13 protein-coding genes are annotated in these 12,127 nt (G+C 66.0%); 4 read left to right on the forward strand and 9 right to left on the reverse strand.

Annotation, left to right across the window (positions count from 1 at the left end):
• The first annotated feature begins 3 nt into the window (after positions 1–3).
• The 3 genes from PSQ40_RS14805 to ttdB are packed head-to-tail and all read left to right on the forward strand — an operon-like array spanning position 4 to position 2,876.
• Positions 4–1,317: an MFS transporter gene (locus tag PSQ40_RS14805; RefSeq protein WP_273952423.1), complete on the forward strand. Its 1,314-nt coding sequence runs from the start codon at positions 4–6 to the stop codon at positions 1,315–1,317.
• 54 nt (positions 1,318–1,371) lie between these two features.
• Complete coding sequence (ttdA, locus tag PSQ40_RS14810) at positions 1,372–2,271, forward strand: L(+)-tartrate dehydratase subunit alpha (protein WP_273952425.1); 900 nt, start codon at positions 1,372–1,374, stop codon at positions 2,269–2,271.
• A complete protein-coding gene (gene ttdB, locus PSQ40_RS14815) occupies positions 2,268–2,876 on the forward strand; it encodes a L(+)-tartrate dehydratase subunit beta (RefSeq protein WP_273952427.1) in 609 nt (202 codons plus the stop codon). Before ttdA ends, ttdB begins: the two co-directional genes overlap by 4 nt.
• 273 nt (positions 2,877–3,149) lie before the next feature.
• On the opposite strand, the gene PSQ40_RS14820 is transcribed toward ttdB, so the two are convergent.
• The 6 genes from PSQ40_RS14820 to PSQ40_RS14845 form a co-directional block, all read right to left on the reverse strand.
• Positions 3,150–4,268 carry an SDR family oxidoreductase gene (locus PSQ40_RS14820; protein ID WP_273952428.1) on the reverse strand — a complete coding sequence of 373 codons (1,119 nt, stop codon included), beginning with the start codon at positions 4,266–4,268 and terminating at the stop codon, positions 3,150–3,152.
• A 559-nt stretch (positions 4,269–4,827) separates the two neighbouring features.
• The gene (locus tag PSQ40_RS14825; protein WP_273952430.1) at positions 4,828–5,640 is read right to left on the reverse strand and encodes an alpha/beta fold hydrolase; all 813 of its coding nucleotides are present in this window, start codon (positions 5,638–5,640) and stop codon (positions 4,828–4,830) included.
• A gap of 97 nt (positions 5,641–5,737) precedes the next feature.
• Positions 5,738–7,177 carry an MFS transporter gene (locus PSQ40_RS14830; protein ID WP_273952432.1) on the reverse strand — a complete coding sequence of 480 codons (1,440 nt, stop codon included), beginning with the start codon at positions 7,175–7,177 and terminating at the stop codon, positions 5,738–5,740.
• A 30-nt stretch (positions 7,178–7,207) separates the two neighbouring features.
• Positions 7,208–8,344, reverse strand: a complete 1,137-nt coding sequence (locus PSQ40_RS14835; RefSeq protein WP_273952433.1) for a thiolase family protein — start codon at positions 8,342–8,344, stop codon at positions 7,208–7,210.
• 95 nt (positions 8,345–8,439) lie between these two features.
• The gene (locus tag PSQ40_RS14840) at positions 8,440–9,045 is read right to left on the reverse strand and encodes a TetR/AcrR family transcriptional regulator (protein ID WP_273952435.1); all 606 of its coding nucleotides are present in this window, start codon (positions 9,043–9,045) and stop codon (positions 8,440–8,442) included.
• A gap of 206 nt (positions 9,046–9,251) precedes the next feature.
• Complete coding sequence (locus PSQ40_RS14845) at positions 9,252–9,773, reverse strand: cyclophilin-like fold protein (protein ID WP_273952436.1); 522 nt, start codon at positions 9,771–9,773, stop codon at positions 9,252–9,254.
• A gap of 105 nt (positions 9,774–9,878) precedes the next feature.
• Here PSQ40_RS14845 and PSQ40_RS14850 point away from each other — a divergent pair, with 105 nt between their 5' ends.
• Complete coding sequence (locus PSQ40_RS14850; protein ID WP_273952439.1) at positions 9,879–10,016, forward strand: hypothetical protein; 138 nt, start codon at positions 9,879–9,881, stop codon at positions 10,014–10,016.
• A 21-nt stretch (positions 10,017–10,037) separates the two neighbouring features.
• Here the strand turns inward: PSQ40_RS14850 and PSQ40_RS14855 are convergent, their stop codons facing one another.
• From PSQ40_RS14855 to PSQ40_RS14865, 3 genes are all read right to left on the reverse strand, one after another.
• Positions 10,038–11,054 carry an alpha/beta hydrolase gene (locus tag PSQ40_RS14855; protein ID WP_273952441.1) on the reverse strand — a complete coding sequence of 339 codons (1,017 nt, stop codon included), beginning with the start codon at positions 11,052–11,054 and terminating at the stop codon, positions 10,038–10,040.
• Between the two features lie 125 nt (positions 11,055–11,179).
• A complete protein-coding gene (locus tag PSQ40_RS14860) occupies positions 11,180–11,473 on the reverse strand; it encodes a superoxide dismutase (RefSeq protein ID WP_273952442.1) in 294 nt (97 codons plus the stop codon).
• A gap of 28 nt (positions 11,474–11,501) precedes the next feature.
• Positions 11,502–12,050 (reverse strand): NAD(P)H-dependent oxidoreductase, encoded by a 549-nt coding sequence (locus PSQ40_RS14865; protein WP_273952444.1) that lies wholly within the window; start codon positions 12,048–12,050, stop codon positions 11,502–11,504.
• Between the last annotated feature and the right edge of the window lie 77 nt (positions 12,051–12,127).

Genomic DNA, 12,127 nt, shown 5'->3' on the forward strand with positions numbered 1-12,127 from the left:
ATCATGGAACAAGAGATCGAGCGGCGCACCCTGCGTCGAATCGGATGGCGCATCGTGCCATTCATCATGCTGCTGTACTTCATCGCGTACATCGACCGCGTGAACATTGGCTTTGCCGCCCTGACGATGAAAGACGACCTGGGTTTCACCGCCTCTATCTTGGGCATCGGGGCGGGCATCTTCTTCTGGGGCTACTTCTTGTGCGAAGTCCCCTCCAACATCATTCTTCACAAGGTGGGGGCCCGCTTGTGGATTGCCCGCGTGATGGTGACCTGGGGCCTCATTTCTGCGGCGATGGCGTTCGTGCAGGGCACCACCAGTTTCTATGTGATCCGCTTTCTGTTGGGGGCGGCCGAGGCGGGTTTCTTCCCCGGCATCATTCTGTACCTCAGCTACTGGTTTCCCGCCCGCCATCGGGCTGGCGTCACCGCCTTGTTCATGGCGGCCGCCCCGATCTCGACGGCCCTGGGCTCGCCGCTATCCGCCGCCTTGCTGGAGATGAACGGGCTGATGGGCTTGCATGGCTGGCAATGGCTGTTCATCGTCGAGGCGGTGCCCGCGCTGATCCTGGGGGTGGTCGTGTACTTCTACATGACCGACAAGCCCGAGCAGGCCACCTGGCTCAAAGACGACGAGCGCGCCTGGCTCGTCCGCACCATGCAGTCTGAACAGGCAGGCCAGTCGGGCCAGTCGGGCCAGGGGCATGACCATGGTGGCCTCCAAGCCCTGGCCAATCCCCGCGTGCTGGCTTTGGCCCTGGTGTATTTCGGCACCTCTGCGGGGCTTTACACCTTGGGCATCTGGGCGCCTCAAATCATCAAGCAGATGGGGGTTTCGTCCATGGCGGTGGGCTTGCTCAACACCATTCCTCCCTCACTGTCGGTGCTGGCCATGATCTGGTGGTCGCGTCATTCAGACCGCACGGGAGAGCGAACCTGGCACGTGGTCCTGGCCTGCCTGGCCGCAGCCATTGGCTTGGTCATCGCTTCGCTGGCCCACACCCTGGTCGGTCTGGTGGCTGCCCTGACCCTGGTGAACATCGGCATCAGCTGCGCCAAGCCTCCGCTTTGGAGCATGCCCACCCAGTTCTTGTCGGGGGCGGCCGCCGCGACGGGCATTGCCACCATCAACTCCATTGGCAACCTGGGCGGCTTTGCGGGCCCCGTGGTGATCGGCTGGATCAAGGAACAGTCGGGCAGCTTCGCCGGGGGCCTCTGGTTCGTGTCGGCCCTGCTGGTGCTCTCTGCCATCTTGACCTGGCTGCTGTCACGCAGCCAGCCCCGGTCCTCGGTCTCTGTTCGCCCCGTCAGCCCCTGAGCCAACGGCCCCCCTCTCCCAACCCTCCCCCACACCTTCATTCAGGAGACCTTCATGGAAAAGGAAGTTGCCATTCAGTCCCTCACGGACACCATGGCCAAGTTCACGGCTTACATCGGCAAACGCCTGCCCCGCGACGTGAAAGCCAAATTGGCCGATCTGCGCACCCTCGAAACCAATCCACTGGCCAAGTCGGTCTATGACTCGATGCATGGCAACCAGGAGGCCGCCGACAAGCTGGACCGCCCCAGTTGCCAGGACACCGGTGTGATTCAGTACTTCATCGAAGCGGGGGCCCAGTTTCCCCTGTTGGGTGAACTGGAGGACATCCTGCGCGAGGCGCTGGCGGGGGCCACCAAGCTGGGGCCGCTGCGCCACAACGCGGTCGAGACCTTTGACGAAAAAAACACCGGGACCAACACAGGCACCCAGATCCCCTGGCTGGACTGGCGGATCGTCCCGGACAAGGACAGCTGCACCATCGACGTCTACATGGCGGGCGGTGGCTGCACCCTGCCCGGCGCCGCCAAGGTGCTGATGCCTGGTCAAGGCTACGAAGGCGTGGCGGAGTTCGTGATGGACGTGATCACCGAGCGTGGCGTGAATGCCTGCCCTCCGCTGCTGGTCGGTGTGGGCGTGTCGACCTCGGTCGAGACGGCGGCTCGGCTCTCCAAGCTGGCCATCCTGCGTCCGGTGGACTCCAAGAGCAGCAACCCCCGCGCCGCCCTGATGGAGGAGCTGCTGGAGCAGGGGCTCAACGAAGTGGGCATTGGCCCGCAAGGCCTGACGGGCAACAACAGCGTGATGGGCGTGAACATCGAATCCTCCGCCCGCCACCCCTCCACCATCGGCGTCGCCGTCAACACCGGTTGCTGGGCGCACCGTCGCGGAAAGATCCGCGTCCATGCCGACCTGTCCTACGAGATCCTGTCCCACGAAGGAGTTGTGCTGTGAAAAAAATTCTGACGACCCCCCTCAAGAGCGAAGACCTGCAAGACCTGCGCGTGGGCGATGTGGTCTACCTCACTGGCCGTTTGGTCACTTGCCGCGATGTGGCCCACCGGCGCTTGATTGAGCAAGGCCGCGAGTTGCCCGTCAACCTCGAAGGCGGCGCCATTTTCCACGCCGGCCCCATCGTGCGGAAAAAGGACGACGGCAGTTTCGAGATGGTCTCGATCGGCCCCACCACCAGCATGCGCATGGAGAAGTTCGAGCGCGAGTTCATCAAGCAAACCGGGGTCAAGTTGATCGTGGGCAAAGGAGGCATGGGCCCCGAAACCGCTGCGGGCTGCCAGGAACACAAGGCGGTGCATGCCATCTTCCCGGGGGGCTGTGCGGTGCTGGCTGCCACCCAGGTCGAAGAGATCGAGGACGCGCAATGGCAGGACCTTGGTATGCCCGAGACCTTGTGGGTCAACCGGGTGCGTGAGTTTGGGCCTTTGATCATCTCGATCGATACCCAAGGCAACAACCTGATCCAACAGAACAAGGTGGCCTTCAACGAGAAGAAAAAGCCCATCCTCGAGAAGATCAACCAGCAACTGAGCTTCATCAAGTGAAGCCAGCGCCGCTGCGCATCCTGCTGGCCAGCACCACGGTGCGCCGCAGCGTGAACATGGCGGCGCTGACGAGGCCGATGAACTGAGGCCCCAGGGCGCAAGCTGGGGCCCTCAGGTCGGCAGGCTCTGACGTTGGGGGCCGCATTGTGGCCCCTTTTCCACCCAGCACCTTGTCACTGCGGGCGAGTGCTGGAGGCGCGGCCGTTGCGGCTGCGCTCAGTCCGCTGCGGTGGTTGGCTGACGCGGAGGACAGCCCCCTCCCGCTGATGGGCCTCACTTGTAGTCGAACTTCATCTGCTCTGCAATCAGATGGCCTCGACTGGTGCGCTCGCAGTGGCCTGCATAGGTGGCCAGGCGTTGTGGCGGGCGCATGCCTTCATCGAGCAGGCGCTGGTTCTGGAACAGCATGCCCATCGATGCAAAACCGCCATAGGTGCGGATGGCACGCAACACAATCCGACGATTGCAGGGCCCCAGCAGGGCCTTGAAGCGGTCCTGCGTCTTGGCAATCTCTTCCAAGGATTGCTTTTTGTAGACGCTGCGCATGGGCGGCTGCCCGACCGCCTGGGCGATGGCCGCGTCGATTTCCTCAAAGCTGCACGAATTCTCTTCGCCGGCAGACAGGTGGTACTCCGTGTGTTGGAGCTGGGGCTTTTCAAGCAGCAGCTCCAAGGCTTCGGCGCAGTAGTCCACCGGAATCACATCGATCTTCTGATCCAGTTCACAGGGGAAGGTTTGCAGCGCACGCGCAATGCGGAACACCCAGTAGATGCTGCCCGAGGGTTCGCAACCATGGTGGGTGTGGCCGACCACGATCGACGGGCGGGCCACCACCAGGGGCAGGTCGGGCAGTTCTTGGCGCAAACGGCGTTCCACCTCGTGCTTGCTGGCCGTGTACTCCAGGAAGTGCTCGGTGTCCTCGCCCGCGTCGTAGCCTTCAGGGACCGGCAGGGGCGCACGGCGTCCGCATGCCATCGCTGTTCCGATGTGCAGAAACCGCTTCAGCCGGCAACGCTGATGCAGCGCATGGGCCATGGCCAGCACGCCGTCGACATTGGTCGGCCAGATCGAAGGGTGGTTGCCGAACGACGCGATGGCCGCCGAGCTGAGCACCTTCTCGATCGAGGCAATGCGTGGGTCGTCTTTCCAGTCGTCGACATTGTTCAGGTCGCCGCAGATGATCTGTTCCAGGTGCAGCCGGTCCAGCAGTTCTTCGGAGACGTGGTGGCGCCGCAGGACGTGGGCGATGCGGGCCAAGCCATCTTCCCGGTGCGGGGCTCGCACCAGGAACAAGCAGTCGTCCCAACGCGGCGTTTGGATCAGTCGGGCGGCCAGGGCGCCGCCGACAAACCCGGTGCCGCCTGTGATCAATAAGGTGGGCAGGTAGGTCAATTTAAAACAAGACGAGTCGATGGATGAACGGGGCACTTCTCACGTGGCGCAAGGGCGTCGACGTGTTTGTTGTGGGTGGTTTGGCCTGTGGCTGACTCGTCGTCGGCCGCCGTGCTGGCAGGCAAACGAACTGGGCTGGCTGACTTCAAAGGGCCCGACGGCGGTGCCCCAAGGGAAGCCTGCATGGGCCGGTCCGTTGGGTGCCGATGGCCGAGGTTATACCCTGACGTAAAGTATGTTTCAAGATGTTTCTTGCACTTTTGCTGAATTTGAGCGTAAGGATGGTGCTGAATCCCAGGCGATCACTTGTTGGGTGGCAAAAATATCAATTCAAGGGCGGTGCGGGCTGCGGAGGGGACCCCGTGCATGACCCTCTGTGATCCACGGTGACCCGTCGGGTGGGGCCCCACAGGGCGCGTGTCTGCAGGTGGGGCGGCGCGGGCGCTGCACTGCGCTGCGTCCAGGGGGCCTTGGCGGCGGGGGGCGCACCGGCGGGCCCGGGCCAGTGCATGGGGGCAGCCCAGGAGGCTGTGGCCTCAGGCCTCAGGGCCGGTCGGGCTCAGTCCTGGGCCAGCACGAAGGCGGCGATGTGACGGGCGCTGGCCTGGGGGTACTGGTGTTGGGGGCCGTGACCGGCCCGGGCGTAGGTCACCAGTTGCAGGGTCGGCAGTTGGCCGTTGAGGGCATACCAGTTCTCCACCGGGAACACGATGTCGTGATCGCCGCCCAGGTGCAGGATGGGCACCTGGGTGTGCTTCAGGGCCTGCAACACCGGGTCCGCCGGGAACAGCGGCGAGCGCGGCTCGGGGGGCAGGGCGGTGGCCGCAAAGGCATGGGGCACGGGCACGCTGCGCCCTGCCTGGCGCAGCTTCAGCCGGGCATGAGAGCGGGCGGCCGCTTCGCGGCTGGCGGCCGAGGCTGGTTCGAAGAACAGGATGATGTCGTCCTCGAGGTCGTTCTCGGGTTTGAGCGCGGTTTGGTTGAACAAGGCCTCGCCGCCTTTGACATTGGGCCCGGGGGGCACCGCGCCGATCAGCACCGCATGGGTCACCAGTTGCGGGTACTTGGCCACCAACACCTGGGCGCAGAGCCCCCCCAGCGACCAGCCGCCGATCACGGCCTCCTGGAGGTCCAGCGCGACGATCAGGTCGCGTGCATCGTCGGCCAGCGCCGCCGGCGAGTAGTTGGGTTGGCCGGTGGACAGACCCAGACCGGTGTAGTCAAAGGTGATGACGCGAAAGCCCTGCGCGGCCAGGGCGTCAATGAAGGCCGGGTCCCACGAATCCATGTCGCCGCGAAAGCGCAGGCACAACACGATGGGTTTGCCTTCGCCCACCGATCGGTAGGCCAGGCGTCGACCCTGGGCGTCCACCCATTGATTGGGGGCCTGGGTCTAGGCACAGCGGCTTGCGTGGCTCATCTGACAACCTCGTTCACATGGGGGTTGAAAAAAGAGGGCCTGGCGGCCATCAGGCCGCCACGGGGCGGGGCCGGGTTTTGACGCCCCAGCAGATCAGCGCGGTGAGCACCGAGAGGCCGGCGTAGGTCAGGCTCAGGTGGCGGAAGTCGCTGAGGGTGATCGAGCCATGGCCCACCAGCACCACGGTCAGGGCCACGCCCAGCACGCTGCCAAACTGCCGCACCGCTTGGTTGACGGCGCTGCCCGCCCCGAACTGGTGGGCCGGCAGGCTGGCCACGGCGGCGCCCGACAGCGAGGGCAGGGTCATGCCCACCCCGATGCCGGTCAGGAGTTGGCTGGGCAGCCAATGGCTCAGGTACTGCGGTTCTGCACCGGGGACCAGGGCCTGCCACAGACCGCCAAGTGCCAGCAGGCCGCAGCCCGTCACCAGCAGCGGGCGGTGGCCCGCTTTGGCGGCGATCCGCCCCGACACCATGGCCACCGGCACCACCATCAACGGGCCCGGCGTGATGGCGAGACCCGCCAAGGGCAGGCTGTAGTGCCAGAGGCCCGTCATGAAGAAAAAGAAGCCGAAGAACATCATGGAGAAGGCCACGCCGAAGGTCAGCGTCGCCAGGTTCACGGCGCGGTAACTGGGGTTGTCGAACAAACGCAGGTCCAAGGCCGGCTGGGGGGCGTGGCGGGCCCAGCGGGTGAAGCCCCACAGCAGGGCCAAACCGGCGGCCAAGCCGGTCCAGACCTGTGGGCTGTGCCAGCACTGTGACTCGCTGCGGACCACGGCCCAGGTGAGGGTGCTGACGCCCCCGATCAGCAGGCCCAGGCCAGGCAGGTCGAGGCGCGACGGGGCCGTCGATGGGGGGCTGTCGGCCAGGCGCGTCGTGGCGCGCCAGATTGACCACAGCGCTGGCGGCAGGTTGATGAAGAAGGCCCAGCGCCATCCCAGGCTGTCCACCAGCCAGGCGCCCAGGCTGGGGCCAATCGCCGCGGCCAAGCCCCCGACCGCGCCCCACAGGCTCACCGCGACCGCCCGCTTCTCGCTGGGGAAGGCGGCCAGCACCAAGGACAGCGAGGCCGGCGTCAGCATCGCGGCCCCCACCGCCTGCACGACGCGCGCCGCCACCAGCCAGTGCAAGGACGGCGCCAGGCCACAGGCCAGGGACGCCAGCAGGAACAGCGACACCCCCGCGATGAACATGCGCCGGCGGCCATGGCTGTCGGCCAGGCTGCCAGCCGGCACCAGCAGGGCCGCGTAGACCACGGTGTAGGCGTTGAGCACCCAGGACGCGTCAGCCGCTCCGTGTGCCGGAAAACTGGCCAGCAACGCCGAGAAAGCGGCAAACAGCACAGTGGAGTCGATCGACACCAAAAAGACCGCCACGCTGGCCGTGAAGAAAACCGGCCAGGGCGAAGGCCGCAGGGCGATGGGGGCCGTGGGCTGGGGCGCGGGACTCGGCGCCTGCGCCAGGGTGGGCGGGGTGGGGTGGGTCATGTTGGGGGCCTGTGGTTGGACGGGGCTCGGTCAGACGGCGCTCAGGACCGTCGCGATCCCCTGCCCACCCCCAATGCACTGGGTGGCCAAGGCGTAGCGGCCCCCCACGCGTCGCAGCAAGGACGCGGCTTTGCCCGTGATGCGGGCCCCGGTCGCGCCCAGGGGGTGGCCCAGCGCCAGCGCGCCGCCATCGATGTTGACCGTCGCGGGGTCCAGCCCCAGGTCTCGGATGCAGGCCAAGGCCTGGGCGCTGAAGGCTTCGTTGATCTCGACCACGTTCAGGTCGGCGACTTGGAGGTGTGCGCGGTCCAGGGCGCGCCGCGTGGCCGGGATCGGGCCGATGCCCATCAAGCGCGGGTCCACGCCGTAGGTGGCCATGGTTTCAATGCGCGCCAGGGCCTTCAGCCCGTGGCGTTGTGCGAAGTCTTCGTGCACCACCAGCACCGCGGCGGCGCCATCCGTCAGCGGCGATGAGGTGCCGGCGGTGACCACGCCGTCGGGCCGAAAGGCGGGCCTCAGCGCCGCCAGGGCCGTCAGGCTGGTGCCGGGGCGAATGCAGCCATCGGTGTCAATCCACTGACCTTCGGCGGTGCGGGTGGGGATGATCTCGTCGGCCAGCAGGCCGGCTTGTTGGGCGGCGGCCGCTTTCTGGTGCGACTGCAGGGCCATGGCGTCCTGGTCGGCGCGCGAGATGCCCCATTGCGCGGCGACGTTCTCGGCCGTCTCCCCCATGGCGATGTAGGCCTCGGGGTAGCGGTCCATCAGCTCCGGGTTGGGGTCGAAATGCAGCCCGCCCTGAGGCACGGCCGTCATCGACTCCACCCCCACGCACAGGTAAGCCTCGCCGATGCCGGCTTCAATTTGCGCGGCCGCCATGTGCACCGCCGACATCGACGAGCCGCAGAAGCGGTTCAGTGTCATGCCCCCGACATGCTGTGGCAGTCCGGCCAGAAAGCTGGCGATGCGCGCGATGTTGTTGCCTTGCGCCCCTTCCGGGTAGGCGCAACCCACGATCACATCCTCCAGCAGCGCAGGGTCGATGCCCGACCTGGCCAGCACCCCGGCCATGGCCTGTGCGGCCAGTGATTCGGGCCGGGTCGAGGCCAAGGCGCCTTTCCTGGCAAAGTGGAACGGGGTGCGGCCGTAGCTGGCGATCAGGGCTTTCATGTCATCTCCTTGAAATTTGAATTTGACTACCTATCAATCGGTAGGTTGTTGGCTTAAAAAAAGGGCCATGCCCCAGGCATGACCCGTGCGGGTGGTCAGCGCAAGGCTTGCAGTTGTGACCGCAGTGGCGCCAGCGCGAGGTCAAACCCGTTCACGTCGTCGTGGATGCGCGCGTTGATCATGGCGCCCTGACACGCCGCGTTGACCTGGGCCGCCCACTGGGCGGCGGCCACCGCGGCCGTGGCGCCCGGGGGCGACAGCGAGGCGGCTGGCAAGGCGCCGGCCACCTGGGTCAACCAGTCGATCTGGGTCTGGTGAAAACCGCGCACCGCGGTTTTCAGTTCGGGTTCGATGCAATCCCACTCGCCCCCCAGGGCCCCGAGAGGGCAGACCCGATCGCCGGCCCCGATCAGGTCGCGGAACATGCGGATGTAGGCCAGCATCTGATCGGCGGGGCCCAGGTGGGCCACGTCTTCGGTCCACCGGACGAAGCGGTTCTGGCTGGCGTTCACCAAGGCCACGCCCAGCACCTCTTTGGACGCAAAGTGGTGGTAGAGGCTGGCCTTGCGGATGCCCACCCGATCGGCGAGGTCCTGAAAACTCAGGCCCAGGTACGAGCGCGTCAGCAGCAACTGGCCCGCGATGCGCAAGATCAGTTGGCGGGTGTCGGTTTGGGTGTGGCGGGAAACAGCGGTGCTCATGACTACCTACTATAAGGTAGGTAGGTGGGTCACACAAGCGCCGCGTCAAACGGGCGGTGAGCAAGGGCGGCAACGGTGTTCTGCTTCGTTGAGCGCCCCCCAGGCTGAACGCCAAGGACAGCCTGTCGCAGCGCTGAATTGCAGGCCCGGCCGGCACGCCATCAGCGATGGACGGGCGCTGTGGGCGGTGGTCCAGGCGTGCCGTCTCACCCCCCTGCCAGGCGCCAGCGGGCGGTGCGGGACCTCGATTTCGCCAAGGCTTCGAGTGGCCCCTCGATACGGCCCAGGCGGATCAGCCCGGCTGAGTAGCTGAATCCTTTGTAGAACAAAGCCAGGTTGCCCCAAGGCGCGTAGTAGGCCAGGTCGCCCGCCTCTGGTGTGTAGCCCGCGGGGGCGCCTGCTGTAGGGAGTCGGCGTGGCAAGGTCGCGATTTTTTCGATCGCCGCGTAGTCCTCCAGTGACAGGTGAAGCGGCAGCAGGCTGATGAAGTCACGCGCGGTGGCGTGGTCTTCCATCCGCACCTGCAGTTCAAGGTCGTCAAGACTCAGTTGGATTTTCATGTGGGTGGTGCTGGCCAGGGCAGGGGCACGGGGCACACTCAGCAGGGTTGCCTGGGCCAACAGGGCGCTCAAGGCGCGACGTCGTTGGCGCTGACGCGGGCTGTGGGCGCTGGTGGCCGCGGACCGGCGTGGCGAACCCTGTTCGAAAGGTGGGTGGGGGCTGGGCATGGGGGCTCCGTGGCGAGGGCTGGTGGTGATGACGGCGAATGGAAAGGCACCAAGCAGGGGGTCAGCAGGGGCAAGACATTGGCCCCGACTTCAGGGCTGGGACGCATGTACCGCTCTGTTGCGGCCCATGAACCCGACCTCGGTGTTGATGGCGTGGCGCATTCGCGAGCCGAGTTCACCGCGCCTGGCGGGCACGATGGGCTGTTGCCGAGCGCGTGCTTTGCGCCGCGTCAGCGCCTCTGAGGCCGTCGCAGGGCATGCGTCTCACTGGAAAGCCTGGCGGAAGAAGCGCTCGATCTCGTCGAACGGGATCTTGTCCAGCCGGTCATAGAGGTCGACATGGTCCGCCCCCGGCACGATGAGCAGCTGCTTGGGCTCAGCCGCGGCCTGGTACAGGTCCTCCGAGTAGTAGCGCGAATGGGCATGCTCGCCTGCGATCAGCAACACAGGACGGGGCGCAATCATCTCAACGTGGGCCGCCAGCGGAAAGTTGAAGAACGACACCGGGGTGGTCGCGTTCCAGGCCGTGGTCGAGTTGATGGCGCGTGGGTGGTAAGCCCGGGGTGTTCGGTAGTAGTCAAAGAAGGCGGCCAGCACCGGGTTGGCGTCGGCCGGCAGGTGCTCGGGCAGGGTGCGTTGCCCCTTGAGCAGTCGGCCTTCGGCATCGAATGGCACCTCATGCCAACCCGGGGCAGGGCGTCCCCTGGCCGCATCTTCCCAACGTTGCTGGCTCAGGTAGGCCACGATGGCATGGCGCTGGGCTGGGGTGTAACTGTCCCGGTAGCCCCGGCTGATGCTGCGTGACATGTCGTACATCGATGCCGTGACCACCGCCTTGATCCGTGCGTCGCTGGAAGCCGCGGTCAAGGCCATGCCACTGAGGCCGCAGATGGCCAGCGCGCCGATCCGGTCGCGGTCCACCTGGGCCTGCAGCCCGAGGTAATCGACCGCGGCGCTGAAGTCTTCCGACCCGATGTCGGGCGAGGCCACATGGCGCACGGCGCCACCGCTTTCGCCGGTGAAGGCCGGGTCAAACGCCAGTGTGACGAAGCCACGCTCTGCCAAGGTCTGGGCGTACAGACCCGACGACTGCTCCTTGACGGCGCCGAAGGGGCCGCTCATCACCAGGGCCGGCCAGCGTTGTGGGCCTGGGCTCGTTGCCTTGGGCTGGTAGAGGTCGGCGGCCAATTCGATGCCGAAACGGTTGACGAAGCGCACTTTGCGGTGCTGAACCTGATCGCTGAGGGGGAAAACCTTGTCCCAGTGGGGATCGATGGGCATGGTGGGTCCTGATGTGTGGTTTGACGTGGAGGCCACCAGGGCGTTCGGGACGGCGCTCTGATGGGGCGGGCGGTGACCTGGGCGATGGGGTGCACTGGTGCGGCGCGCGGCCCCAGGCTCAGGGGTCACGGTTGGGCGAACAGCAGTTCCCAGTTCACCATCGGTCCCAGGGGAATCACTTCCCAGTCAATCAGACCGGCCTCGGCCAAGGGGAAGGTCATCAGCGTCGCGCGTGCCGCATCGACCGAGTCCGCTTCGGCGATCAGGGCCACGCCGGGCCGGTCTTGGCGGAAGTAGATGTCCCGCGTGAAGCCGGACTTGTAAAGGGCCCAGCTATGACGGACTTCATCCATCAGGTAGGGGCCATATTGATCGGGGCTGGCGCCCGCTTGGGGGACGTCGAGGCAAAGCAGTTTCATGGTCAGTTTCCTGGTTGGGGGACTGGGTTCAGGCCACCAGGCTTGGGCTCAAGGGGGCGCTCAAGCGGGCGCGCAGGGCGTCCCGAAAGCCTGCCAGCCGGTCGCCCTGGGCTCCCATGGCCTCGTAGAAGGCCAGGGGCTCGGCGTAGTGCATGCCCACATAAAGAGCGCTGGCTTTCATGGGGGTCAAGATCTCCTGGATCCGGCTTTGAATCAGGCCCTCCGCTGAGTAGGTGTGGGCGCTGGCACCTGCTGTGACCACCACCTGCATCTCCTTGCCTTGCAGGGCCTTGCCTTCGGGGCCAAAGGCCCAGCCGTAGGTCCAAACCTGGTTCAGGTAGGCCTTGAGCATGGGGGTCAGGTTGAACCAGTGGATCGGAAACAGGTAGACAACGCGGTCGACGTTGTCGTGAGCCGCTTGCTCCGCGGCCACGTCAATGGCACGGGTGTCGTGGCCATACAGGGATTCCAGGTTCCGCACCAGAAGGTTCGGCAGTGGTTCTGCGGCCTGTTGCAGGCTGCGGACCGCCTGCGATTGATCGGGGTAGGGGTGAGAAACGATGAGCAGTGTTTTCATGGCGAGGGGCTCGGGTTGGGCGCCGCGTTGCAGGCTGGGGGCGGGGCCTGGTTCGCGGTGGGCCATTGGCGAATGGG

It is taken from the genome of Curvibacter cyanobacteriorum, assembly GCF_028649475.1.
GTDB lineage: Bacteria > Pseudomonadota > Gammaproteobacteria > Burkholderiales > Burkholderiaceae_C > Curvibacter > Curvibacter cyanobacteriorum.

What these genes read in the sequence shown, in the direction of transcription:
- PSQ40_RS14805 (WP_273952423.1), top strand. Translation starts at nt 4, where the DNA reads ATGGAACAAGAGATCGAGCGGCGCACCCTGCGTCGAATCGGATGGCGC.
- ttdA (WP_273952425.1), top strand. Translation starts at nt 1,372, where the DNA reads ATGGAAAAGGAAGTTGCCATTCAGTCCCTCACGGACACCATGGCCAAG.
- PSQ40_RS14830 (WP_273952432.1), bottom strand. Translation starts at nt 7,177, where the DNA reads ATGACCCACCCCACCCCGCCCACCCTGGCGCAGGCGCCGAGTCCCGCG.
- PSQ40_RS14835 (WP_273952433.1), bottom strand. Translation starts at nt 8,344, where the DNA reads ATGAAAGCCCTGATCGCCAGCTACGGCCGCACCCCGTTCCACTTTGCC.
- PSQ40_RS14840 (WP_273952435.1), bottom strand. Translation starts at nt 9,045, where the DNA reads ATGAGCACCGCTGTTTCCCGCCACACCCAAACCGACACCCGCCAACTG.
- PSQ40_RS14845 (WP_273952436.1), bottom strand. Translation starts at nt 9,773, where the DNA reads ATGCCCAGCCCCCACCCACCTTTCGAACAGGGTTCGCCACGCCGGTCC.
- PSQ40_RS14850 (WP_273952439.1), top strand. Translation starts at nt 9,879, where the DNA reads ATGTACCGCTCTGTTGCGGCCCATGAACCCGACCTCGGTGTTGATGGC.
- PSQ40_RS14855 (WP_273952441.1), bottom strand. Translation starts at nt 11,054, where the DNA reads ATGCCCATCGATCCCCACTGGGACAAGGTTTTCCCCCTCAGCGATCAG.
- PSQ40_RS14860 (WP_273952442.1), bottom strand. Translation starts at nt 11,473, where the DNA reads ATGAAACTGCTTTGCCTCGACGTCCCCCAAGCGGGCGCCAGCCCCGAT.
- PSQ40_RS14865 (WP_273952444.1), bottom strand. Translation starts at nt 12,050, where the DNA reads ATGAAAACACTGCTCATCGTTTCTCACCCCTACCCCGATCAATCGCAG.